The organism is Rahnella inusitata (assembly GCF_965118895.1).
In the GTDB taxonomy this organism is placed as follows: domain Bacteria; phylum Pseudomonadota; class Gammaproteobacteria; order Enterobacterales; family Enterobacteriaceae; genus Rahnella; species Rahnella inusitata_A.
Window position 1 is genome coordinate 73,452 of record NZ_CBCPJJ010000023.1, and the last position, 23,508, is coordinate 96,959.

A 23,508-nucleotide genomic window follows, 5' to 3' on the forward strand; every position below is an offset into this window, starting at 1 on the left:
ACGACAGTCAGAAGTGAGTTTAGGAAGACGCTGAACGAGTTGTCAGCATTGAGGCAAAAAAAAACCTACGCATCCGCGTAGGTTGGTGCAAATTTAATCGGTATCAACATGCAGAGCACGTTGATGATTCACCAATCAATACCTCTGGGACGTTCAATCTATCTGGTTTGTAGTAATCACAGCCAGCAGGCAATCGAAACATAATTCCGCAAAGTGTAACCAGTGGTGAAAATGCTCCCGGTTTTAATCATTTAGTGCTGATTGCGTCACTTCAACCAGGCAACTCATGGCATTAGGTCCCTGCGTTAAACGCGAAGTGCCGATATCAAGCGTAAGCACATTCGGATTCCCGGCCTGTTCCGTTTCCTGCCAGTTAGCGCCAAAGCCCGGATTAAACCACGCACCGGTGGACATCAGCACCACACCGCGCGTAATCCCGTCGTTGAACGACACACCGGCCAGACAGCTGCCGCGCGCATTATGCACTTTGACACGATCGCCGTCGTTCAGCTGGCGGCTGGCTGCATCCTCAGGGTGCATAAACAGCGTCTCTTTTCCGGCAGTCTTGTTCGACTGCGCCAGCGGCGACTGATCGAGCTGGCTGTGTAAACGGTCTTTCGGCTGGATGGAGATCAGGTGCAGCGGCCACTCTTTGGCCGTTTCTGCGCCCAGCCATTCGACCGGTGGCTGCCATTCAGGGTGGGGTGCGAAATCGGCATAACCGTATCCGGCGATAGTTTCCGAGAACAGTTCGATCTTACCGCTGTGCGTGCCCAGCGGGTTTGCACGCGGACTTTTGCGGAACTCCTCGAAGAACACAAAATCTTTTTCCGGCATCGGCAGCTCTACAAAGCCGCGTTCCCAGAAGGATTCGAAATCCGGCCATTCCACGCCGGTGCCTTTTTGCGCTTCACCACACTGACGGTAAATGTGGCGCAGCCATTGATCTTCATTGCGCCCCTGCGTGAATTGCTCGCGATAACCCAGACGGTCGGCGATGTCGGCGAAGATATCAAAATCGTTACGCGCCTGATGCTGGGGTGCAATCGCCTGATGCATCGCCAGTACGAAGCGGTCACGTGAGGATCCGCCGATATCGTTACGTTCGAGCGAAGTGGTGGCAGGCAGCACGATATCCGCCATCTGCGCCGCCGGTGTCCAGACGTTATCCTGCACAATGATGGTGTCCGGCTTCTGCCAGCCTTCCACCAGACGGTTCAACTGTTGATGATGATGGAACGGGTTGCCGCCCGCCCAGTGCACCAGATGGATATCGGGATAATGCTGTGTTTCACCCTGAAACTCGTATGGCTGCCCCGGATTGAGCAGCATGTCGCTGATGCGCGCAACCGGGATCGCCAGGCCGGAAGGATTCGGCCCCGCACTGACCGCAGGACCCGGCGTGTCATAACGCGGATTGCCGACGCTGTTCATCGAACCGTGGCCGAACGAGAAGCCGCCGCCCGGCAGGCCGACCTGTCCGAGCATCGCCGAAATGGCAATCATCATCCAGTAAGGCTGCTCGCCGCGATGGGCGCGCTGCACGGAATACGAACAGGTAATAAAGCTGCGCACGCCGATCAGATCATCGGCCAGACCCGCGATACGCTCCGCCGGAATGCCGGTAATGTGACTCGCCCAGTCAGGCGTTTTAGCCACACCGTCTTTCTCACCGCGCAGATAAGCGGCGAGCTGCGGATAGCCCACGCAGTGACTGGCAAGAAACGCATTGTCCTGCGCCTCTTTACGCTGAATTTCATAGGCAATCGCCATCATCAGCGCCGCATCTGTGTTAGGCCGGATCGGGATCCACTCGGCATTGAGGAATTCCGGGCAGTCATCGCGCATCGGGCTGATGTTGATGACCCGTGTGCCTTTCTTCGCCAGCTGTTCCAGCGCCGGTTTCAGGGTATGTTCCACTGCGCCGCCGGAGGCCACCTGTGAATTTTTCAGCGCCAGACCACCAAAGGCCAGCAGGATTTCAGCGTGTTCAACCACGCTCGGCCATGAGGTCACGCGGCCGGTCAGCGGCGTGAAAGTGCCGATAACATATGGAAGGAAAAACTGCGCCGAGCCCCAGCTGTAGTTGCCGAGCTGATCCACCCCGCCGCCGCCGGTGAAATAGAAACGGCGCACCAGCGAACGGGCATGATGCAGGCGGCCAGCGGAAGACCAGCCGTAGGAGCCGTTGAAAATGCCGGAGGCGCCGTAACGGTCACGCACGCGGCGGTTCTCTTCAGCCACCAGATCCAGCGCCACATCCCAGTCCACTTCGACAAAATCTTCGCGCCCCCGCAGCGAGCGATCGCTGTTTTCGCGCTTTTGCAGCCATGAACGGCGCACCGCCGGTTTGCGGATCCGTCTATCGGAATAGACCAGCGGCACAATGGAATCGAGTAAAGGCGAAGGATCGGCATCCGCAGAATAGGGTTCGCAGCGGATCAGCCGTCCGTCTTCTACGACGGCAGTGTACGCGCCCCAGTGAGCCAGTTGCGGATAGCGTTTTATGGACATGTTTTTTTATTTTCTCAGCGCAGGTGTTTGACCTTAAAAATACCATTCACGTCGCGCTCATTTCAAAGAACAAATAATCTTAATCAATGTCATTTCCATCCTTTCCGACTGCGAATTCCGTTAAAGCCGGGGTTCTTTTGTCGTTACATCTGTCTTGCATCAAAAAGTTGCGATCGTCATCCTTGCAGCCACCTGTCTTTTCCGCAAGACTGGCGGTGTAAACGATTACCCTCACGGAATAGCGGAAGTGTTATGGCAACGATTAAGGATGTAGCAAAACTGGCAGGCGTATCGGTTGCGACCGTTTCACGCGTGATAAATCATTCCCCGAAGGCCAGCGAAAGCTCGCGGGAAGCGGTTCAGAGCGCCATGCAACATCTGCAATATCACCCGAATGCCAATGCCCGCGCACTTGCCCAGCAGGCAACGGAAACGCTGGGGCTAATTGTCGCTGACGTCTCCGATCCGTTCTTTGGCGCGATGGTCAAAGCAGTGGAACAGGTGGCCTATGCGACTGGCAATTTCCTGCTGATCGGCAACGGCTACCACAATGTAGAAAAAGAGCGCCAGGCGATTGAGCAATTGATCCGTCACCGCTGTGCGGCGCTGGTGGTTCACGCCAAAATGCTGCCGGAAGACGAACTGACCAGCCTGATGCAGCAAATTCCGGGAATGGTGCTGATTAACCGCACGCTGCCTGGCTTCGAACAGCGCTGTATTGCGCTTGATGACCGTTACGGCTCCTGGCTGGCGACCCGCCATCTGATTCAGGCCGGGCATAAACGCATTGCCATCCTGTGCTCCAACCACGGTATTTCTGACGCCAGCGATCGTCTGCAAGGCTATATCGACGCACTGACAGAGAATAATATCCCGGTGGATGACAAACTCATTGCCTACGCCGAACCAGATGAAATCGGGGGCGAGAAAGCCATGGCGGATTTGCTGGGGCTGGGGAAAGGATTCACGGCGGTCACCTGCTACAACGACTCCATGGCGGCGGGGGCGTTATCAGTGCTAAGCGATAACAGCATTGATGTGCCTGGCGAAATTTCGCTGATAGGTTTTGATGATGTGCTGATTTCCCGCTATTTGCGCCCGCGTCTGACCACGGTGCGCTATCCGGTCGTGGCGATGGCGAATCAGGCGGCGCAGCTGGCGTTAGCGCTGGCAAACGGTCAGCCATTGCCGGAAACCACCCACATGTTCAGCCCGACGCTGGTTCGACGTCACTCTGTGAGCGGGCCGGCGATCAGCTAAGAGACTTTTTGTAAACGCGGACTGTCTTATCAGGATAGTCCAGCGCATCGCCAATATAGCGCCAGCCAAAACGTTCGTAATAGCCGGTGAATTCAGCGTAAAGATAGAGTTCGGAAAAGCCGCTGCGGCGGCTGTGCTCCAGAAGAAATTCCTGCAACTGCTGCCCCAGCCCGCGTGAGCGATAATCCTTATCGACGTACAGCGCCGCCAGCCACGGCGTGAGATCCTGACGGCTTATCAAATCGCAGCGCCATAAACCCACCGTCCCTGCCAGCCGTTCGCCGTCCAGTGCGATAAAAGTCTGCGGCAGATCAGCCCCCGACAGGCTGCTTTGCACCACGCTGGCATAAAAATCGCGGCTGTTTTCGCTGCCGAACGCCTTCCACAGCCAGTCAGTGACCTGTTCTTTACACTCAGGGCGTGCGCTGAGATTGATGATATTCATCGCGTTCAGACCATTTTACCCTGAAAAATTGGCACTGATTCAAACAGATAGCCGTCGAACTCCGGCGCATCGACGTCGGAAAGTTCCATCAGGGTATTTTTTACGTTTTCCATGTGCTGCCACATCGCCTGATAGGATCCCATCACGTCGCGGCGGCGCAGCGCGGCCAAAATATTCTGATGATCAGCCAGCCATTTCAGGCGGTATCCACGCGTGGCGATATGGCTGTGTAACTGTTTCCACAGCGGGCTGGAGTCGCGGTGCATCCAGATATTTTTCACCGAATCGAGCAGCATCTGATTTTGCGTGGCGCCGGCAATCAGCAGGTGAAACAGGCGGTCATTGTCGCCACTTTCATCGTTAGCCACGATGGCGGTTTGTTCCTGCTCCAGCGTGCGGCGCAGATTTTCGATATCAGACTTGGTCGCCATTTTGGCGGCAAACGCGGCAATATTGCTTTCGAGTAGCTGCCGCGCCTGTAAAATCTCAAACGGGCCAATCTGCCCCTGATACATCAGTTCATCTTCGCCCTCTTCCTGCGAAGGAATGCGGATCACGTACACGCCCGAGCCTTGGCGGATATCCACCGTGCCTTCGAGCTCCAGCATCAGCAAGGCTTCGCGCACGATAGTCCGGCTGACGCCATAGGTTTCCGCCATATTGCGCTCCGGCGGCAGGCGTGACCCCACGGCGAACTGGCCTTGCTTGATTTGCTCACGCAGGTCATGCCCGATTTCCTGATACTGTTTTCTGTCCTGCGAAACCACACCTTTTTCCACACGCTCACCTTGCTGCAAAAACGAAAATGAAAATCCAAAATAATCCGGGCTGCAGGCTGATGAACCCCAGACCTGCAACCAGAAGTATGAGGGATTACTTTATCAGACTTAATGCCTGATCCAGCACTTTCGCACCATTGAGCGTTCCGTAAGCCATCATATCAATGACGTCGATCGGAATATTGTGTTCATCGGTCAGCTTTTTATTTTCCGTCAGTTTGAATCTCACCTGCGGCCCTAACAGCACCACCTGAATATCGCGACCATAGGCTTCGAGTTCATCACGCAGATTATTTTCCGGGATGGCGTAGATCTGAAATTCCAGGCCACGGGCGGCGGCTTCTTTTTCCATTTTGGTGACCACAAGGGAAGTGGACATCCCTGCCGAACAGGCTAAAACGATACGTTTCATAGTGTTTCCTCGGGTTATTTATCTTCGTCATCCAGCGTCAATGACAACACGCCATTTTCACTGAGCGATTTAAACCAGCGGGATGATTTCTTTTGATGGCGATTCCGGTTGTCATCGAGATCAATTTCAATCAACCCGTAGCGATTTTTAAAGGCATTCATCGGCGAAACGTTATCGGTAAACGCCCACAGCATATATCCCTGACAATTCGCGCCGTCTTCCCGCGCTTTTAATGTCCAGTAAAGATGTTCGGCGATAAATTCAATGCGGTAATCATCCTGAATTTCACCGGTTGCATCATCGCGGAATTGACCTTCATTTTCGATGCCCATGCCGTTCTCGGCCACAAACCACGAAATATTGCCGTACTCCGATTTGATACGCATCGCCATGTCATACACCACGCGGGGATATATTTCCCAGCCGCGGGATTTATTCATCCGGCGCCCCGGTAGCTCAAAATGCTCGTAATAATACGCCGGGTGGAAAGGCGTCTCTTTATTCCATTCGCGGGACGGCGCTTTCACACGGTGCGGGTAATACAAGTTAATCCCCACTTCATCCACGGTATTATTGCGGATGATTGCCAGCTCCTGTTCGGAATAATCAAAATCAACGCCATGCTTTTCGAGCAAATCCAGCAATTCCTGCGGATACTCGCCTTTGATCATCGGATCTAAAAACACGCGGTTATAGAAGAGATCGTATAAATGCGCCGCCTTCTGGTCATGCGCCGCGCTTGAACGGGCGTAGGTGACTTCAGGATTTAAAATCACCCCGACGGTGCCCGTAGCGTTATAGCCTTTGCGGTAAAACAGCTCGACCACTTTGGCCGTCGCCAGCACTTTGTGGTGATTCCATTGCATCCATTTGGCGGTGTTCTGCTCGAACGGCCAGCGGATCGCATCCAGATACACGCGGGTTTGCACCACCACCGGCTCATTGAACGTAAACCAGCGGTCGACTTTATGGGCGAAGCGCTCAAACACCTTTTCGGCGTACAGCACGAACAGCTCGACGACTTTTTTCGAGCTCCAGCCGTCATATTTTTCAATCAGATAGGCCGGAAGTTCGTAGTGCTCAAGGCACAGCATCGGCACGATACCCTGGAGTTTCATCTCGTCGAGCAGCGAGTCGATGTAAGCGGCGTACTCCTCATCGACGATGCCCAGTTCATAATCGGTGAGAAAACGCGACCAGTTGACCGACGTACGGTAATGGCTCAGCCCGCTGGCTTTCATCAGCGCCACGTCTTCTTTATAACGGTGGATGAAATCCGTGGCTTTGGCCGGGCCGTAGCCGTTGTGCCAGACGTGACGGCTGTTTTTGTACCAGAGATCCAGATACGAATCCTGCCCGTCTTTCTTGCCGCTCCAGCCCTCGGTCTGCCAGGCTGAAGCCGCGGCACCGAGGATAAATCCGTCAGGAATGGCGATGGAAACCTTGCTCATAACAGTCCTCTTTAATCCGAATAATTTTGTGAGCTTCATGCCGTCGCAGCTTGTTTCTTCTGCATCGCCTCAAGCTGTGCCTGTTCGGCGCGGCGCGAGGCCACTTTCACAAACGGCAGATAAATCAGCACTGACACCACGATGCAACCGGCCTGGGTGATCACCGCGCCCATCGACCCGGCGGTGGAGAGCCAGGCGTTGATGATCGGCGGCGTGGTCCACGGCACCATTACCACGGCGCGTCCGGCAAAACCGAGGCTGGTGGCGAAATAGCCGATAGTGCCGGTGATAAGCGGCGTGATGATAAACGGGATCGCCAGAATCGGGTTGAGCATGATTGGCATCCCGAAAATCACAGGCTCGTTGATGTTGAACACGCTTGGCCCGAGGGAAAGCTTGGAGATTTCGCGCATCTCTTTGCGGCGGGTGGCGAGCATCACTGCCAGCAACAAACCGATGGTGCAGCCTGAGCCGCCGATGCTCATATACACATCCCAGAACGGCATGGTGATGATGTTCGGTACTTCATGACCCTGCTCGAATGCCGTCATGTTTACCATGATCGCGCCCAGCAGCAGCGGTTCACGGATAGGTTTGATCATCTGATTACCGTGAATGCCGATCACCCAGAAGAGTTGCGCGACAAACATCAGCAGCAGAATACCCGGCAGGCTTTGCATCACGGATTCCAGCGGACGCTGGATCACCTGATACACCGCATCGTACAGATACATGCCGGTGACCTGATGGAACACAAATCCGAAGGTAGCAATGATCACTACGGTAATAATGGCGGGAATTAACGCCGAGAACGACGCGGAGACATTTGGCGGCACACTTTCCGGCATCTTAATTCGCAGGCCGCTGTAGCTTTCGAGTTTGGAATAAATCTCCACGGACAGAATCGCAATAAACATCCCGAGGAACAGACTTTTGGTATCAGAGAATTGCTTTGCCAGTACGTCTTTCACTTCCTGCATCTGACCATTCACCATCATATCGACGGTGGTGGGCGTCACGGCAATAAAACAAATCACCGCCAGCAGACCGGGAAATAACGAGCGCGAGCCATTGATTCTGCCTAATTCAATACCGATTAAGAAGACGGCACCAATTGTCAGGAAACTCAGCGTGGCGTAGTTAATACTGCTCATGATCGGTTTGAGCGTGGCCAGCCACGACAGCATTTCAAAGTGGGCTAATCCGTTTTTCGGATCCATCACCATGTTAGAAATTAAAACTGAGAATGCCCCCACAATAATGACGGGCATTAATGTGATAAAAGCCGCCTTGATAGCCATAATGTATCGGTAGCTATTGAAGGTATTGGCGAATCCCCCGAGAGAATCGATAAAACGGTCTTTAAATGACATGACACCACCTCTTTTAATTTTGTGTAAAACTGTACAGGTGTTTGTTTCGCATTGACCTTTTATACCGCTGGAAGAAAAGGTGTCGCGCGAAGTAGAGCCAGATTCCGTTTCTGAGAGTGATCCTGTCGGCCCGCATTTCGCATTACTTCTTTCATAATGCGAAATGTGGCATGCCAAAAAATAGCGGAATGAGAATTAATTTCTGTGACAGCGTTCTCACATGTGAATATTGGAATTCCAATATGATGAATTCACACTTTTCTGGTATACCAATTTGGAGTTTTCGATGGAATTCGATCTGGAACAAACGGTGATGGAGTTATTGATCAACGCCGGAGAAGCACGATCCAACGCGATGATGGCGATTCAGCACGCGCGTAAAAGAGAGTGGGCAGAAGCCGATGCGATGCTCAAAGCCTCCGACGACGCGGCGCGTGTGGCGCATAAAGTGCAGACACAGCTGATTGGCCTGGATGAAGGCGTGGGCAAAATACCGGTGAATTTGATCATGGTGCATTCTCAGGATCACCTGATGACCGCCATGCTGTGCCGCGAACTGGCCGAAGAGATCGTGTTACTGAGAAAGGAAATGTTTGATAAGTAAGTGCTCTCCCCCGCGAAGAAAAGGAAGCCTTCCGTTTTTTTAGGTTTGGCTTTTGCTCCTCCCCCTGCGACTGTCTCTTGATCAGGAGATCTGATCAAGAGACAGTCGCAGCGGAGGGAACTACAAATTACAGCTCCAGAGCCAGCAGCTCTTCTATTGTCTGACGACGACGAATCTCACGCGGTACGCCATTCTCGAACAACACTTCCGGCAACAGCGGACGGCTGTTGTAGTTGGATGACATTGATGCGCCATACGCGCCGGTATCGTGGAATACCAGATAATCGCCGATGGTAACCGGTGGCAGCGGGAAGGTTTCAACGCCTCCGCCTGCCTGCTGGGTAAAGACATCGCCGGATTCACAAAGCGGGCCAGCGATGACTGAATCCGTCAGCGGTTGCCCTTCCAGCTCGCGGCCGTCGGCCGGTAACAGCGAAATGTGGTGATAGCTGCCGTACATCGCCGGGCGCATAAGGTCGTTAAAACCTGCGTCGCACAGTACAAAGTGACGGCTGCCCATATTTTTCACCGCACGGATTTGTGCCACCAGAACGCCGGATTCCGCCACCAGGAAGCGTCCCGGTTCGATTTCCAGTTTTACTTCATGCCCCAGATGCGCGGCGATTTGCTCGCGGGCGCGGTTCCACAGCCCAAAGTAATGACCCGTATCAATGGATTCTTCCTCAAAATGGTACGGAATCGATAAGCCACCACCGGCGGAAATCGCTTCAATATCCTCTCCGGTTTCAATCACCTGACGCACCATCGCATCACACACCTGCTCCAGATGACCGTAATCTACGCCGGATCCGATATGCATGTGGATCCCAACCAGTTTCAGGCCGTAACGGCTGATTTCTGCCAGCGCCTGCGGTAAATCGGCATACCAGATCCCGTGCTTACTGTTTTCGCCGCCGGTGTTGGTTTTCTGGCTGTGACCGTGGCCGAAGCCCGGATTCACACGCAGCCACACCGGATGCCCGGTTTTTTGCTGCCCAATCTGGCTCAGCATATCGATGGAACCGGCATTGACCGGGATATCCAGCGCAGTTACCCGTTCAAGCGTCGGCTGATCCATCACGTCGGCGGTAAAGACAATTTCACTCTGCTCGCGGCCCGGAACGAAACCGGCCACCAGCGCGCGTTCGATTTCACCCAGAGAAACAGAATCCACCTTGACGCCCTGCTCACGCATCAGGCGCAGAATGTGAATATTCGAACAGGCTTTCTGCGCAAAACGGATGACGTCGAACTGACGCAGTTGCGCAATGCGCGCTTTGATGATTTCCGCATCATACGCCCAGACAGGGCAGCCAAACTGTTGAGTCAGAGCCAGTAAATTTCCGGCGTTAAGCGCGGTGGTGGTGTCGTTCAGGGCGCGTGGCATAAGGTTTTCCGTCAGGTGAAATCATTTCTATTTCCCTCAGTATGCCGTGAGACAGAGGGGCGATGAAATATCTATTTCAGGCAAGTCTATTCATTTATGATATGGCTTATTGATCCCGATCCGGATGAGAAGCATGCCTGCCATTTCCCTGCGCCATATCGAAATTTTTCATGCGGTGATGACCACCGGTAACCTGACGGAAGCCGCCGCGTTGCTCAACACCTCGCAGCCGACCGTCAGCCGCGAACTTGCGCGCTGTGAAAAGCTGCTGCATTTGCAGCTGTTTGAGCGTCTGCGCGGACGGTTGTATCCGACGGTGCAGGGATTACGTTTATTCGAAGAGGTTCAGCGATCGTATTACGGGCTGGACAGGATCGTCAGCGCGGCAGAGGGTATCCGCCAGTTTGAGCAGGCGCAGCTGTCCATCGCCTGTCTGCCGGTGTTCAGCCAGTCGCTGTTGCCGGCGGTCTGCAAACCCTTTCTGGATAACTACCCTGACGTCAGTTTCAATATTGTGCCGCAGGAATCGCCGCTGCTGGAAGAATGGCTGTCGGCGCAGCGCCATGATTTAGGGCTGACCGAAAATACCCAGACGCCTGCGGGCACCGAACGCCAGACGTTGCTGACCCTCAACGAAGTTTGCGTGTTGCCTCCAGGGCATCCGCTTGCGGCAAAGCCATGCCTGACACCGCAGGATTTTAGCGGACTGAATTTCATCAGCTTATCGGCGACAGACAGTTACCGTCAGTTGCTCGATACGCTGTTCGCCGAACACCACGTCGCGCGGCGGCTGGTGATGGAGACGCACAGCGCCGCCTCGGTATGCAGCATGGTGCGCGCCGGCGCGGGTGTGTCGATAGTCAACCCTCTGACCGCCTTAGACTATGCCGAAAACGGCGTGGTGATCCGTGAGTTCAGCGTCGCCGTGCCCTTCACCGTCAGCCTGATCAAACCCTTGCACCGCCCCGCTTCCGCGCTGGTTACTCTTTTTACCGAACACTGTCATCAGCAGGCGCAACGCTTTGCTGAGCGGCTGGATGTCGCGGTTTCAGCGATCCGATAAAAAAGGCCACACAGAAGAGATTCTGCGTGGCCTGTTCATTGCGTCAATCAGATATTACGCGACGGCTTTCTCTGTCTTCTTCGCCGCGCGACGGAAGGTGATTACGCACAGCACGAAGCCAATGGCACCGAGGCCGCCCGCCGCCAGAGGCACGCTGCTAAGGCCCATTCCGCGTTCGATCACCGCGCCGCCCACCCAGGCACCCAGCGCGTTGCCGACGTTAAATGCCGCAATGTTCAGCGTCGAGACCAGATTCGGCGCGTTTTTGCCGTAGGTCACCACGTTCACCTGCAATGCCGGAACCGCCGCGAAGTTGACCATCGCCCAGATAAACAGCGTGATTTCCGCCGCCACCAGATGAACGCTGGTGTAGCTGAACAGAACCGAGAACACCGCAATCAGCAAGAACGTGGTGGTCAGAGAAACACCCAGACGCCAGTCAGCCAGACGCCCGCCGACCACATTGCCGATGGTCAGGCCGAGACCGATCAGCAGCAACGTCCAGCTCACACCGTGCTCTGAAACGCCGGTGATTTCGGTCAGGATCGGCGCGATATAAGTAAACAGCGCAAACATCGCCGCCGCAAAGAAAATGGTGATCGACAAAGACAACCAAAGGCCAAGACTACCCAGCGCGCGAATTTCTTTGCGCAGGTCCGTCGGTTCTTCTTCTTTTTTATCCGGCAGCTTTTTATACAGCGCGTACAGCGACGCCACGCCGATCACGGCGACGACCCAAAACGTTGAACGCCAGCCAAATGCCTGGCCGAGTGCGGTACCCAGTGGGACGCCCAGCACGTTCGCCAGGGTCAGACCGGTAAACATCAGCGCCACCGCAGAGGCCCGACGGTTCGGTGCCACCAGACTCGCCGCCACTACCGCGCCAATCCCGAAGAACGCACCGTGGCACAGTGCAGTTATCACGCGTGCCAGCATCAGGAAACCGTAACTGTACGACAGGGCGCACATCACGTTACCGAAAATAAAGATGCCCATTAACAGCAACAGGGTATTTTTGCGCGGCAGTTTCGCGGTCAGCACCGCCATGATCGGCGCACCGATTGCCACGCCCAACGCATATCCACTGATCAGCCACCCGGCCGACGGGATACTGACATTCAGATCACCCGCCACGTTGGGCAGCAGCCCCATGATGACGAATTCGGTGGTTCCGATAGCAAACGCGCTTAGCGCCAGTGCCAGAAGTGCAACAGGCATAACAACTCCCCGATATTATATTTAACCAAATTTTGAACGACGCTCAGCCGGACGGACTTTAAAAAGTCAGTCTGGCGAAACAAAAAAATAAGAAAATCAGACAGGAAATCAGCAGCGACAGGAATCGATAACCTTGTGTGTTTTATGGTTTTTATGCTGTTTTCCCTTTACAGAAATACCATGCAGATCACACTTTTGACCATACGCAGTCTGTGCCCTGCCCTCAGGAAAGGGCAAACAATTTAGTTAACGTTATGAATATCAAAGTATTAAACAAATGTGAGTAAAGATGTCAAAAAGGAACCGTTCCCAGTGAGCTGAGGTCTTTTCCGTAGCTCAGTCCTCCTGACCGCTCAATGACAGCCAGCGCGGATGGCCTTTAAACCATTCCACCAGAAAATCGAGCAGTGCGCGCAACGCCGCAGGCATCTGCCGCCGCGAGGCGTAAATCGCATAAATCCCCATCTCCTGCGGCTGCCAGTTTTCCAGCAATGAAACCAGCTTGCCGCTGGCGATCAGCGGAGCCGCAGAATAGTAAGGCTGCATGACGATCCCCGCACCTTCCACCGCACCGGTCAGCAACACCAGTGATTCATTAGCGCTGAGATTGCCGCTTACCGGGACTGAGATTTTTTCGCCCTGCCGCTCAAACTGCCACAGACTTTTGCCGAAATAGGAGTACGTCAGGCAGTTGTGAACGCTTAGATCCTGCGGATGCTGCGGCGCGCCCTGCGTGGCAAGATAAGCCGGAGACGCACACACCACCGACGGACAGAGCGCCAGCGGGCGGGCGATCAGGTTTGGATCCAGATCGTTAGTGATGCGCAGCGCCAGATCGATGCGATCTTCTACCAGATTAATCGCCCGACTCTCCAGCTGAAGATCGATACTCACCTGCGGATGTCGCCGCAAAAATTCGCTGACGGCAATCACCACCGCGCCCTGCCCGAACGACTGCGAACAACTCAGGCGCAGCAAACCGCGCAGCGCTTCGTCGGAGGTATCTGCCACGCTGCCCATCTCCGCTGCCACCGCGAGCATCTTGCGGCAGCGCGCCAGCGTATTTTCACCGGCATCGGTCAGGCTGAGCTTGCGGGTGGAACGGTGCAGCAGGCGCGCGCCCGACCACTTCTCCATCTCCGACAGATAACGCGTCACCATCGCCCGCGACATATTCAGCGATTCGGCGGCGCTGACCATACTTTTGCGTTCAACAATGGCAACAAACACTTGTGCAGCGGTAATTCTGTCCATGATTCGTCCGGTTTATGCAACAAACAGTTGCGCATTATCCTGTTTTTCTCGCGGATTATGCAACGTACAGTAGATGCTTACTGAACGTGATTATTTTATGCCTCTGAGGAAATGTTATGCGTCTTAAACTCTTAAAACCACTGACCCTGATTGCCGCCCTGCTAGGTACCAGCCTGTCCGCTCACGCCGCTACTGCGCTGAAAATGGACGTCTACAATCCGGGTGAAAACGCCATCTTCCCGGTGTCTTCAGAAATTATCACCGGCGAGAAAGAAGCCGTGCTGATCGACGCCCAGTTCCAGCGCAATGATGCGCAAAATCTGGTGGAGAAAATCAAAGCTACCGGTAAAAAACTGACCACGGTGTACATCAGCCAGTCAGACCCTGATTACTATTTCGGGCTGGACGTAATCCACGCTGCGTTCCCGGACGCCAAAATTATCGCGACGCAGGCGACCATTGATCTGATCAACGCCAGCAAAGATGGCAAAGTGGCCTTCTGGGGCCCGCAGCTGAAAGAGAACGCACCGAAATCCGTGATCGTTCCGCAGCCGCTGAAAGGCAGTACGTTTGAACTGGAAGGTCATAAATTTGAAGTGAAAGGCGTTGATGCCGCACGCACGTTCGTTTACATCCCGTCACTGAAAGCCGTCGTTGGCGGTGTGCTGGTCAATGGCGACAATATGCACGTCTGGACAGCAGATACCCAGACCGCAAAATCCCGCAAGCAGTGGGTGGAAGCGCTGGATGAAATCGCTGGTCTGAAACCCGACGTCGTCGTGCCGGGACATTTCCTGCCGGGCGCACCGCATACGCTTGAAGCGGTGAAATTCACCCGCAATTATTTGCTGACGCTGGAAAAAGAACTGCCGAAAGCGAAAGATTCCGTCGCACTGGTTGCCGCGATGAAAAAACATTATCCGCAGCTGAAAGACGATTCTTCATTACAACTGAGCGCGAAAGTATTGAAAGGGGAAATGCAGTGGCCTTAATACTGGTTGAAGCTGCGGCCAACCGCAGTTTGGGTATTACAGAATAAACTTTATCTATCAGAGGATTACACCGACTGGTCTTAACGCTAAACCCGCATAACGCGGGTTTTTTAATAGCGGGTCCAGGCAGAACTTACGGCGTTACCCGCACAAATTCCCCTTCGGCCTGAACGTTATGCCCGAATCCGCAGTCGCCGGTAGTGTGCAATCTGACATTTTCAGTGGCGAAATTCATGTCCACCGAACATTGCCCCTCGCCCGCTGAGGCGTCATCGGCTTCATGATAAACCGCGTGATGGTCTTTAATCGCGGTCACTACCGAGAATTCGCCGATGTTCGGGCCGTAATACAGCGACATCTGCCCCATGTACTGCCCGGAGAAATCAATTTTGAACTGCGCCTCTTCGGCTTTGACGTCCACCAGATTCCAGCTGCCGAAACCGGCATATTGCCAGTATTCCCCGGCTGCGCTTTCGGGCTGCGGTAGCGCGTCAAGTTTCGGCTGGATCTGACTCAGATTGTATTGTGATTTTTTGTCAGCAGGCGCCAGCATCAGCCAGGCTTTGGCTTTACGGTAATTGCCCTGACGAATGTAGGTCAGCGCGATGTTGTTATACGCGGTGGCGATCTGATCCTGCGGCTTGTGGCAGAACTCGCTCCAGGCCACCTGATTGCGGAAAATTTCCCGCGCTTTGGCAAATTCCCCCTGCTGGTACGCGACTTTTCCGGCAGAGGCGTAAATACCCGCTTTCACGCAATCGGCATTAATGTCCGGTTCATCAATCTGAGCAAGCGCCTGAACGCTGGTAAAACATCCTGCCACCAGCAGAAAATTCACTGCGACTTTCATCAAACATCCTTCTACTTTTGTGGTCTACAGAGCTTCGTGCTGGAAAAACATCCTTACAAGTACTTTATTGCCCTATCGCACTAAGGCACTCATTCTGGGATGATTAGGCTTCACAACATATCGATTAAACATGGCAATTATGACTAAAAAACCTGGTAAATCGGCGCAATGGGGCGCCGTCTGGCAGTTGATTAAGCCTTATTGGCGCTCAGAAGAAAAGTGGCGAGCCTGGGGCATGTTGGCCACGATCGTTATCCTCTCACTGGCAACCGTCTACATCAGCGTCCTGCTTAACGAATGGAATCGCGTATTTTACGATGCGCTGCAAAACAGAAACTACCCGGTTTTCAAAGCTCAGCTGTGGAAATTCACCTGGCTGGCACTGCTTTTCATCGTCATTGCAGTGTACAGGGTTTACCTGACGCAGGGCCTGCAAATGAGCTGGCGACGCTGGATGACCGAAGAGTATATGGAGAAGTGGCTGACCAATCACGCCTATTATTACACGGAGTACCAGCATCAGGTGGATAACCCCGATCAGCGTATTTCCGATGACCTCAATGCCCTGACCAGCGGCACGCTTTCACTGGTTCTCGGGTTGCTGTCGAGCGTCGTCACGCTGTTCTCTTTCGTGTTTATTTTATGGTCGATCAGTGGTCCGCTTAACTTCGTGTTCGCCGGCCATCATTTCGATATTCCCGGCTACATGGTGTGGTTCGCCCTGCTGTACGCAGCTCTGGGTTCCTTCATTATCTGGTGGATCGGTAAACCGTTGGTCAAACTTGGTTTTAATCAGGAATGGTTCGAGGCGAACTTCCGTTTCGGGCTGATCCGTATCCGTGAAAATAGCGACGCTATTGCGCTATACCACGGCGAGAAAAACGAACGTGACCAGCTTTCCGGCAAGTTTGATTCGATCAAAACCAACTGGTGGTCGATCATGCGCGTCACCCGTCGCCTGAATATTGCCTCCAACTTCTACGGCCAGTTTGCCAATATCTTCCCGATTCTGGTTGCTTCACCGCGCTATTTCGCCGGTGCGATCCAGATGGGTGCGCTGATGCAAATCGCCTCGGCGTTCGGTCAGGTGCAGGGCGCACTGTCATGGTTTATCGATGCCTTTACCGATCTGGCCAACTGGAAAGCGACCGTTAACCGTCTGGCTGGTTTCAACGCCGCGATTGATCAGGTTAACGCTCAGCCACGCGGTATCAAAGTTGGTGAAAGCGCGGAACATGCGCTGAAACTCGATAACCTGACGCTGAATCTGCCGGATGGTAGCCCGCTGTTCTGTAACGTTTCCGCCGAGATGAAACCGGGTGAACGCGTGCTGATTGCCGGCCCTTCCGGTTGTGGTAAATCGACGCTGCTACGCGCCATTGCCGGTATCTGGCCTTACGGCGCAGGCAATATCTCGCTGGCTCAGGGCAAGCGTTACCTGTTCCTGCCGCAACGCAGTTATATTCCAATTGGCACCCTGCGCGATGCGCTGAGTTACCCGGACGCCAGCCGCGAATATACCGATGAGCAGCTACAGCACGTACTGGAACAATGTCGCCTGCCGCATCTGGCATCGGTCGCCATGCTGGATGATTACGCTAACTGGAGCCAGCGCCTGTCGCCGGGAGAGCAGCAGCGTCTGTCATTTGCCCGCGCCCTGCTTATCAAGCCGGATACGCTGTTCCTTGACGAAGCTACCAGCGCAATGGATGAAGAAACTGAGCATCGGGTTTATGCGTTGTTGCTGAGCGAACTTCCGGAAACGTCGGTCATCAGCGTTGCGCACCGTAACACGGTTGCTAAGTACCATCAGAACTGCTGGCGTTTCAAAAACCAGGAAAACGGTCCGTGCGGATTTACGTCGAGCGCGGTTTTACCTCAATAGCGTCTGACGCCCGCGTAATAAACTAAGCGCATAAAGGTTGCTGATAACAGCAACCTTTTTTTTTTGCTTTCATAACCCATTTCAGCGCACAAAACCCGCAACACAATTTGTTCGAATGTATACCCGGCTATACAATTATCCTTAACAGCTATTATTTAGTGACCGGAGGTCTGATGAAAATTGATAAGAATTCGTTCACGCCGCTCTACCTGCAAATTGAGCAGCAGCTGACCGAAAAAATCAGCGCAGGCGACATCAGACCCGGTGACCCGATCCCTACGGAAGCCGCGCTGTGCGAGATATATGGCGTATCGCGCATGACCGCGCGAAAAGCAGTGGATTATCTGGTGCGTCAGGGCAGAGTAGCGCGTTTTCGCGGGCGCGGAACCTTTGTGGTTGAGCCGCCAAAACAGCAGAAAATCATTCTGCCACTGGACCGGCACCTTACCGCCAGTGAAGTGGCGCAGGAAAATAATCAGCGGATTGAAAATCAGGTTCTGGATTTTCGCCGCATCCCTGCGAGTGAGAGTATTGCTACTGAACTGAACGTCGCCGCAGGTACGGAAGTCTATTTCATGATCCGCCTGCGCCTGCTGGGCGATGAGCCTTTTGTGTATGAACAGTGCTGGATGTTGTGCGATCGCTTCCCGGATATCACCCGCGCGGCGATGACGTCCTCGAAATACGCCTATATCCGCTCGAAAGGTTTTCAGCCTTCGGGAAGCACCAAGCTCATTTCAGCAGAACTGCCTTCTAACGAGATCCGCCTCGCGCTGAATCTGTCACGCGACCAGCCGGTGTTGCATTCTCACGCCATCGTCACCTTTACCGACGGTTCGCTGTTTGAAGTTTCCGACGTCTACTACAACCAGAAAAACTACGGCTTCAGCGTCCATGCCAAAGTCAAAAGTTAGGCGATACCGGAAAGCTCCGCCTTCACCAGATTTGCGACCTGTTCAACCTGCGGACCGTAAATTACATGCACGTCAGTGTCAGTGATCCGTTTCACGCCTGCCGCCCCGGTTTTCATCAACGTGCCATCCTGTACCTGTGACATATCTTTCACCTTCACGCGCAGACGGGTGAAGCAGCAATCGACCGCCGTGATATTCCCTTCGCCGCCCAGCCCGATAATAATATTTTTGGTTTTTTCACCGGTACCCTGCGCCGGTTTAGCGCGCTCCTCGGCATCATTTTCATCCTCACGGCCCGGTGTTTTCACCTGCATGCGCAGGATCACCCAGCGGAAGCTGAAGTAGTACAGAGGTGCATAGATAATCCCGAGGATCAGCGGATACCACCAGTGCGTTTTGCTGCCGCCAAGCACGCCGAAGATCAGGAAGTCGATCGCGCCGCCCTGCACGTTACCGATCATCACGTGGAACATTTGCATCAGCACGAAAGAGAGTCCGGTCAGCACCGCGTGCAGGATATACAACACCGGCGAGACGAAGATAAAGCAGAACTCCAGCGGCTCAGTGATGCCGGTGGTAAACGACGCCAGCCCACCCGCCAGCATCAGCGCTTTTACGCGCCCTTTATGCTCGGGGCGCGCGCAGTGATACATCGCCAGCGCCGCCGCCGGTAAGCCAAACATCATTACCGGGATTTTTCCCTGCGCCAGAAAGCGTGTCGCCTGCTGGGTTACGGCGTCAGAGATCATGCCCGGATTAGCCAGCGCAGCGTTGAAGATATTCAGCGCACCGACGATGCTTTGATTATCCACCGTCGTCACGCCACCAATCGGCGTGAAGCGCACGGTTTCGTTGATGATGTGATGCAGGCCGGTCGGGATCAGCAATCGCTCGGAAGTGGCATAAATAAAGGTGCCGACTTCCCCGGTTCGCCCGATCAACTCGCCGACCCACTGGATCCCCTGCGCGACGGTCGGCCAGATAAGCGACATCAGCACCCCGACGATCGGCAGTACCAGAATGGTCACGATCGGCACAAAACGACGCCCGCCGAAGAAGGCGATCGCCGTGGGTAACACAATGGTATAGAACCGGTTATGCAGCCACATGGTGATAAGACCGACCAGTACACCGCCAAGCACGCTCATGTTATAGGTGAAAATCCCCAGCGTGTTGGTGAACTCCGCCGCGTAGATCATCGCATCGCTTTCGGTCATGCCTTTCGACGTGAGCTTCGCAACGGTAATGGTTTCCGGGCTAATCCCCTGCGCCAGCAGGCTATAATTAACCCCGACGTGCAACCCGACAAAGCCGATCACTGCGGAAAAGGCCGCTGTGGCCTTCTCTGCATTGGCCAGACCCATCGCGGTCGCCACCGCAAAGAACAGCGGCAGGTTAGCAAACAGTGCGCCGGACACCTGCCGGATAAACCCGATCACCAGCTGTAACGTTTTCATCTGCGTGAACGCTTCACCGGTCACCGACGGATTCTGCAACGCCGCGGCCAGCCCCAGGAAAATCCCGGCGGCGGCGATCACCGAGATAGGCGTCATCAGGGCTTTCCCCAGATCGTGGATCTTGCTGCCAAGTTTCATCATCTGTATCCCCTCAATTCACTGGCTAAAAAACACGCTTTCATTGAGTTAAGTCACAGAATGTATAGTTGTATAGACATAGTGGTCAGGAGTATGAAAGAGATCACAGTTTTGCGGGAAGATGAGGAAGGGGTAAGACGTTTAATAACTGAGCAAGCCAGCAAATATCTCTAATCATCCTAACCCTTAAATTCAGCTCCTGATACCTGCGGCACGACTTCCAATCAGTTCAGCCCTCTCGGCAAAATTTCCTCCTTCCTCATTTGCGCCCGCCATCACGCTCTAAGTCGCTCTTTATGTTAAAATTGTTAAAACATTGATAATTTTTTTTAGCGTAAGACTTTTGCCGCGCTGCTTCAGTGCGGGTTGATAGTGGGCAATTTAAGGAAACAATATGGGCATCACTCGTCGTGATTTTTTAAATGGTGTGGCGATTACCGTGACCGCTGGTATGACGCCGTTTGAGGCGCTGAAGGCCTCGCCGCAAACGGCGGCGCAGACGCTGTATTATCCGCCTTCCCTGACCGGGCTACGCGGTAATCATCAGGGTTCTTACGAGGCGGCGCATATACTCGGGCGCGAAGGTAAAAAGGTCGATCCGTCCAGTTTACCGGTGGAGGATGAGTTTGATCTGGTGGTCGTCGGTGCCGGGATAAGCGGTCTGGCGGCGGCGTGTTTCTGGTAGGAACAACATGGCAAGCAGCAGCGGATTTTACTGCTGGACAACCATGATGATTTTGGCGGGCACGCCAAGCGCAATGAATTCCATGTCGAGGATAAAACCCTGCTCGGTTACGGCGGCAGTGAGTCTTTCCAGTCGCCGCGCACCAACTTCAGCCCGGTAGCGATGGGGCTGCTGAAAACGCTGAACGTCGATATAGAAACGATGGCGAAGGACTTCGATCAGACGTTCTATCCGGATCTGCACCTGAGCCGTGGCGTGTACTTTGATCGCAAAAACTTTGGCGTCGATAAAATCGTCAGCGGCGATCCGGGCCGCGCGGTGGCCGATGATATCCCACCGGATCGCCTCAACGGGCGCGATATCCGCGATTTCATCAATGATTTCCCGCTACCGGAATCTGACCGTAAGGCGCTTATCGCCCTGCATACCGAAGAAAAAGATTATCTGCACGGGATGAGTCAGGAAGATAAAGTCGCCTGGGTGGACGGGCACAGTTATACCCAGTTCCTGCGTGAAAAAGTCGGGCTGAGTGAGATGGCGATCCGTTATTTCCAGCAGCGCACCAATGATTTTCAGGCGGTCGGGATCGATGCCACCTCATGCAGCGATGCGCGCATCTGTGCCCTGCCGGGGCTGGAAAGCATGGGATTACCGCCGCTGGACGCAGAATCGCTGGAAGATCTCGATCAGCCTTACATTTTCCACTTCCCGGACGGCAACGCCGGTCTTGCGCGCCTGATGGTGCGTCATCTGATCCCGCAGGTCGCGCCGGGCAATACGATGGAAGATATCGTGCTGGCGAAATTCGATTACAGCCAGCTCGATAAGAGCGGGCAACCGGTGCGCCTGCGTCTGAACAGCACCGGCATGCACGTCGCCAACGTGGAACATGAGGGGAAACCGGCGGTTGAGGTGACTTACATGACCGGCTCACAGCTGCACCGCGTCCGCGCCGGACAGGCGGTGATGGCCGGTTACAATATGATGATCCCCTATCTGGTGCCGGAAATTGCCGACGCCCAGAAAGCCGCGCTGAAGGTGAACGTCAAAGCGCCGCTGGTGTATACCAAAGTGGTGATCCGCAACTGGCAGCCGTTTATCAAACTCGGCGTTCATGAAATCTACTCCCCCGGCGCGCCTTATAGCCGCGTGAAGCTGGATTATCCGGTGGATATGGGCGGTTATCAGCATCCACGCGATCCGAATCAGCCGATTGGCCTGCATATGGTCTACGTGCCGACGCTGCCAGGCAGCGGCCTCAGCCCACGCGAACAGTCTCGCAAAGGCCGCGCGCTGTTACTCGGTACGTCGTTTGATGCGCATGAAAAAATGATCCGCGATCAGCTACAAGGCATGTTCGGCGAAGCCGGTTTCGATCATCAGCGGGACATCATGGCGATCACCGTCAACCGCTGGTCACACGGCTATTCCTACTTCCTCAGCGGGATGTTCGACGACGAAGAGCAGTCGCAGAAAACCATCCAGCTCGCCCGTCAGCCGGTCGGGCGCATCACTATTGCGAACTCCGACTCCGACTGGAGCCCGTATGCTAACTCGGCGGTGGATCAGGCCTGGCGCGCAGTGAACGAACTGACAGCCATGAAGAAGGTGAACGCATGAAACAGCTGATGATTTTCGCCACACTGATGGCGACGGCAGGCTCTGCGATGGCGATGTCCGAAGGAGAATATGTCGCTAAGTCCGCCGACTGCGCGGCCTGTCACACATCATCGACAGGCGCGGATCTGGCGGGTGGCGTGCGTTTTGCGACGCCGCTTGGTGAGATCTATTCGACCAATATCACGCCCGACGTGAAATCTGGCATCGGTGGTTACCGCTTTGAAGAGTTTGACAAAGCGATGCGTCAGGGCATCGCCAAAGACGGGCATCCGCTTTATCCGGCTATGCCGTACACCTCTTATGTGAAAATGAGCGGCAAGGATATGCGCGCGCTGTACGACTATCTGATGAAAGAGGTGAAGCCACAGCCAGTCGCCAACCGCGACAATGACATCAGCTGGCCGATGTCGATCCGCTGGCCGCTGCACGTGTGGAACAGCATTTTCCTCGAGGAAGGCGAATACACACCGCAGGCCAGTCAAAGTGCCGAATGGAACCGGGGTGCGTATCTGGTGCAGGGCGCCGGACACTGCGGTGCCTGCCATACACCACGCGGCTGGGCGCAGCAGGAGAAAGCGGTCGATGAGCAAAGCACGGCGTTTCTAAGCGGTGGTGAACTCGATGGCTGGTCTGCGCCTTCACTGCGCGGCCTCAACGTCAGCCAGCCGGAGCTGGTCACATTGCTGAAAACGGGTCGCAACGCACACGACGCGGTCAGTGGCCCGATGGGGGAAGTGATCACTAACAGCACGCAGTTTATGACCGATGCGGATCTCAACAGCATGGCGGTGTATCTGCTGAGTCTCAAAACGGAGACACCGGATAAACCCGCGAAAGTTGCCGTCGCGACGCCTGCCGGGCAGCAGACCTTTATGCGCTACTGCTCGACCTGCCACGGTGTGAACGGCGGCGGGAAAGACTATACGATCCCGGCGCTGGCGGGCAATCTGACCGTCAACGCTGAAAATCCGCAAACGCTGTTAAGGGTGATCCTCAACGGTGGCCAGACGCCGGTGACGGCAGAGCATATGTCCAACACCATGCCCGCCTACGGCTGGACACTGACCGACCAGCAGGCTGCAGAGTTAACCAACACCCTGCGCGCCAGCTGGGGGAATCACGCGGCCGAAGTTACTGCGGAGGATGTGGCGAAGGCGCGGAAAGCCGGGAAATAACAAGATAGCCGATTGTTCTGGTCTAGTAAAAG

Annotated in this window: 18 protein-coding genes and 1 pseudogene; 8 read left to right on the forward strand and 11 right to left on the reverse strand. The window is 54.6% G+C overall.

The genetic code is table 11. The features are described 5' to 3' along the window. Positions 1–243: 243 nt before the first annotated feature. A complete protein-coding gene (locus ACMHLI_RS19375) occupies positions 244–2,514 on the reverse strand; it encodes a molybdopterin guanine dinucleotide-containing S/N-oxide reductase (RefSeq protein ID WP_413530882.1) in 2,271 nt (756 codons plus the stop codon). Between the two features lie 252 nt (positions 2,515–2,766). Here ACMHLI_RS19375 and galR point away from each other — a divergent pair, with 252 nt between their 5' ends. Beyond that, positions 2,767–3,774 (forward strand): HTH-type transcriptional regulator GalR, encoded by a 1,008-nt coding sequence (galR, locus tag ACMHLI_RS19380; RefSeq protein ID WP_413530883.1) that lies wholly within the window; start codon positions 2,767–2,769, stop codon positions 3,772–3,774. On the opposite strand, the gene ACMHLI_RS19385 is transcribed toward galR, so the two are convergent. The 5 genes from ACMHLI_RS19385 to ACMHLI_RS19405 all read right to left on the reverse strand — a co-directional run bounded on the left by ACMHLI_RS19385 (position 3,767) and on the right by ACMHLI_RS19405 (position 8,234). Then, positions 3,767–4,219, reverse strand: coding sequence for a GNAT family N-acetyltransferase (locus ACMHLI_RS19385; RefSeq protein WP_413530884.1), 453 nt, complete (start codon positions 4,217–4,219; stop codon positions 3,767–3,769). The two genes, galR and ACMHLI_RS19385, sit on opposite strands and share 8 nt — an antisense overlap. A 5-nt stretch (positions 4,220–4,224) precedes the next feature. Further along, positions 4,225–4,998 carry an FCD domain-containing protein gene (locus ACMHLI_RS19390; protein WP_112165934.1) on the reverse strand — a complete coding sequence of 258 codons (774 nt, stop codon included), beginning with the start codon at positions 4,996–4,998 and terminating at the stop codon, positions 4,225–4,227. 94 nt (positions 4,999–5,092) lie between these two features. Continuing rightward, positions 5,093–5,410, reverse strand: coding sequence for a PTS sugar transporter subunit IIB (locus ACMHLI_RS19395; RefSeq protein WP_413530885.1), 318 nt, complete (start codon positions 5,408–5,410; stop codon positions 5,093–5,095). Between the two features lie 14 nt (positions 5,411–5,424). Beyond that, positions 5,425–6,861, reverse strand: a complete 1,437-nt coding sequence (locus ACMHLI_RS19400; RefSeq protein ID WP_413530886.1) for a glycoside hydrolase family 1 protein — start codon at positions 6,859–6,861, stop codon at positions 5,425–5,427. A 35-nt stretch (positions 6,862–6,896) separates the two neighbouring features. Further along, positions 6,897–8,234 (reverse strand): PTS sugar transporter subunit IIC, encoded by a 1,338-nt coding sequence (locus tag ACMHLI_RS19405; RefSeq protein ID WP_112165928.1) that lies wholly within the window; start codon positions 8,232–8,234, stop codon positions 6,897–6,899. Positions 8,235–8,520: 286 nt separating this feature from the next. On the opposite strand from ACMHLI_RS19405, the gene ACMHLI_RS19410 reads away from it, so the two are divergent. Beyond that, complete coding sequence (locus ACMHLI_RS19410) at positions 8,521–8,838, forward strand: PTS lactose/cellobiose transporter subunit IIA (protein ID WP_112165926.1); 318 nt, start codon at positions 8,521–8,523, stop codon at positions 8,836–8,838. A 127-nt stretch (positions 8,839–8,965) separates the two neighbouring features. Here the strand turns inward: ACMHLI_RS19410 and lysA are convergent, their stop codons facing one another. Continuing rightward, positions 8,966–10,225, reverse strand: coding sequence for a diaminopimelate decarboxylase (gene lysA, locus ACMHLI_RS19415; protein WP_413530887.1), 1,260 nt, complete (start codon positions 10,223–10,225; stop codon positions 8,966–8,968). Positions 10,226–10,358: 133 nt separating this feature from the next. Here lysA and ACMHLI_RS19420 point away from each other — a divergent pair, with 133 nt between their 5' ends. Further along, on the forward strand, positions 10,359–11,288 hold the full coding sequence (locus ACMHLI_RS19420; protein ID WP_413530888.1) for a LysR family transcriptional regulator: 930 nt from the start codon (positions 10,359–10,361) through the stop codon (positions 11,286–11,288). Between the two features lie 54 nt (positions 11,289–11,342). Here the strand turns inward: ACMHLI_RS19420 and ACMHLI_RS19425 are convergent, their stop codons facing one another. Together ACMHLI_RS19425 and ACMHLI_RS19430 are read right to left on the reverse strand one after the other, a co-directional pair. Then, positions 11,343–12,506 carry an MFS transporter gene (locus ACMHLI_RS19425; RefSeq protein ID WP_413530889.1) on the reverse strand — a complete coding sequence of 388 codons (1,164 nt, stop codon included), beginning with the start codon at positions 12,504–12,506 and terminating at the stop codon, positions 11,343–11,345. A 336-nt stretch (positions 12,507–12,842) separates the two neighbouring features. Next, positions 12,843–13,760 (reverse strand): LysR family transcriptional regulator, encoded by a 918-nt coding sequence (locus ACMHLI_RS19430; RefSeq protein ID WP_413530890.1) that lies wholly within the window; start codon positions 13,758–13,760, stop codon positions 12,843–12,845. 116 nt (positions 13,761–13,876) lie between these two features. Between ACMHLI_RS19430 and ACMHLI_RS19435 the strand changes: the two genes are divergently transcribed. Beyond that, positions 13,877–14,752, forward strand: coding sequence for an MBL fold metallo-hydrolase (locus ACMHLI_RS19435; protein ID WP_413530891.1), 876 nt, complete (start codon positions 13,877–13,879; stop codon positions 14,750–14,752). Positions 14,753–14,885: 133 nt separating this feature from the next. On the opposite strand, the gene ACMHLI_RS19440 is transcribed toward ACMHLI_RS19435, so the two are convergent. Then, positions 14,886–15,602, reverse strand: coding sequence for a tetratricopeptide repeat protein (locus tag ACMHLI_RS19440; protein ID WP_413530892.1), 717 nt, complete (start codon positions 15,600–15,602; stop codon positions 14,886–14,888). Between the two features lie 130 nt (positions 15,603–15,732). Between ACMHLI_RS19440 and ACMHLI_RS19445 the strand changes: the two genes are divergently transcribed. Both ACMHLI_RS19445 and ACMHLI_RS19450 read left to right on the forward strand, forming a co-directional pair. Next, the gene (locus tag ACMHLI_RS19445; RefSeq protein ID WP_413530893.1) at positions 15,733–17,487 is read left to right on the forward strand and encodes an ABC transporter ATP-binding protein/permease; all 1,755 of its coding nucleotides are present in this window, start codon (positions 15,733–15,735) and stop codon (positions 17,485–17,487) included. Positions 17,488–17,660: 173 nt separating this feature from the next. Beyond that, positions 17,661–18,401 (forward strand): GntR family transcriptional regulator, encoded by a 741-nt coding sequence (locus tag ACMHLI_RS19450; RefSeq protein WP_413530894.1) that lies wholly within the window; start codon positions 17,661–17,663, stop codon positions 18,399–18,401. Here the strand turns inward: ACMHLI_RS19450 and ACMHLI_RS19455 are convergent. Beyond that, positions 18,398–19,999, reverse strand: a complete 1,602-nt coding sequence (locus ACMHLI_RS19455) for a PTS transporter subunit EIIC (RefSeq protein WP_413530895.1) — start codon at positions 19,997–19,999, stop codon at positions 18,398–18,400. The two genes, ACMHLI_RS19450 and ACMHLI_RS19455, sit on opposite strands and share 4 nt — an antisense overlap. Positions 20,000–20,390: 391 nt before the next feature. On the opposite strand from ACMHLI_RS19455, the pseudogene ACMHLI_RS19460 reads away from it, so the two are divergent. Next, a pseudogene (locus tag ACMHLI_RS19460) lies at positions 20,391–22,301 on the forward strand (NAD(P)-binding protein). Then, entirely contained in the window at positions 22,298–23,476 is a 1,179-nt protein-coding gene (locus ACMHLI_RS19465) for a c-type cytochrome (protein ID WP_413530896.1), read from the forward strand. Before ACMHLI_RS19460 ends, ACMHLI_RS19465 begins: the two are co-directional and overlap by 4 nt. The last annotated feature ends 32 nt before the right edge of the window (positions 23,477–23,508 follow it).

Excerpts from the sequence above, each read along its gene's own strand:
- ACMHLI_RS19375 (WP_413530882.1), bottom strand. The coding sequence starts at position 2,514 with ATGTCCATAAAACGCTATCCGCAACTGGCTCACTGGGGCGCGTACACT.
- galR (WP_413530883.1), top strand. The coding sequence starts at position 2,767 with ATGGCAACGATTAAGGATGTAGCAAAACTGGCAGGCGTATCGGTTGCG.
- ACMHLI_RS19385 (WP_413530884.1), bottom strand. The coding sequence starts at position 4,219 with ATGAATATCATCAATCTCAGCGCACGCCCTGAGTGTAAAGAACAGGTC.
- ACMHLI_RS19395 (WP_413530885.1), bottom strand. The coding sequence starts at position 5,410 with ATGAAACGTATCGTTTTAGCCTGTTCGGCAGGGATGTCCACTTCCCTT.
- ACMHLI_RS19400 (WP_413530886.1), bottom strand. The coding sequence starts at position 6,861 with ATGAGCAAGGTTTCCATCGCCATTCCTGACGGATTTATCCTCGGTGCC.
- ACMHLI_RS19405 (WP_112165928.1), bottom strand. The coding sequence starts at position 8,234 with ATGTCATTTAAAGACCGTTTTATCGATTCTCTCGGGGGATTCGCCAAT.
- ACMHLI_RS19410 (WP_112165926.1), top strand. The coding sequence starts at position 8,521 with ATGGAATTCGATCTGGAACAAACGGTGATGGAGTTATTGATCAACGCC.
- lysA (WP_413530887.1), bottom strand. The coding sequence starts at position 10,225 with ATGCCACGCGCCCTGAACGACACCACCACCGCGCTTAACGCCGGAAAT.
- ACMHLI_RS19420 (WP_413530888.1), top strand. The coding sequence starts at position 10,359 with ATGCCTGCCATTTCCCTGCGCCATATCGAAATTTTTCATGCGGTGATG.
- ACMHLI_RS19425 (WP_413530889.1), bottom strand. The coding sequence starts at position 12,506 with ATGCCTGTTGCACTTCTGGCACTGGCGCTAAGCGCGTTTGCTATCGGA.
- ACMHLI_RS19430 (WP_413530890.1), bottom strand. The coding sequence starts at position 13,760 with ATGGACAGAATTACCGCTGCACAAGTGTTTGTTGCCATTGTTGAACGC.
- ACMHLI_RS19435 (WP_413530891.1), top strand. The coding sequence starts at position 13,877 with ATGCGTCTTAAACTCTTAAAACCACTGACCCTGATTGCCGCCCTGCTA.
- ACMHLI_RS19440 (WP_413530892.1), bottom strand. The coding sequence starts at position 15,602 with ATGAAAGTCGCAGTGAATTTTCTGCTGGTGGCAGGATGTTTTACCAGC.
- ACMHLI_RS19445 (WP_413530893.1), top strand. The coding sequence starts at position 15,733 with ATGGCAATTATGACTAAAAAACCTGGTAAATCGGCGCAATGGGGCGCC.
- ACMHLI_RS19450 (WP_413530894.1), top strand. The coding sequence starts at position 17,661 with ATGAAAATTGATAAGAATTCGTTCACGCCGCTCTACCTGCAAATTGAG.
- ACMHLI_RS19455 (WP_413530895.1), bottom strand. The coding sequence starts at position 19,999 with ATGATGAAACTTGGCAGCAAGATCCACGATCTGGGGAAAGCCCTGATG.
- ACMHLI_RS19465 (WP_413530896.1), top strand. The coding sequence starts at position 22,298 with ATGAAACAGCTGATGATTTTCGCCACACTGATGGCGACGGCAGGCTCT.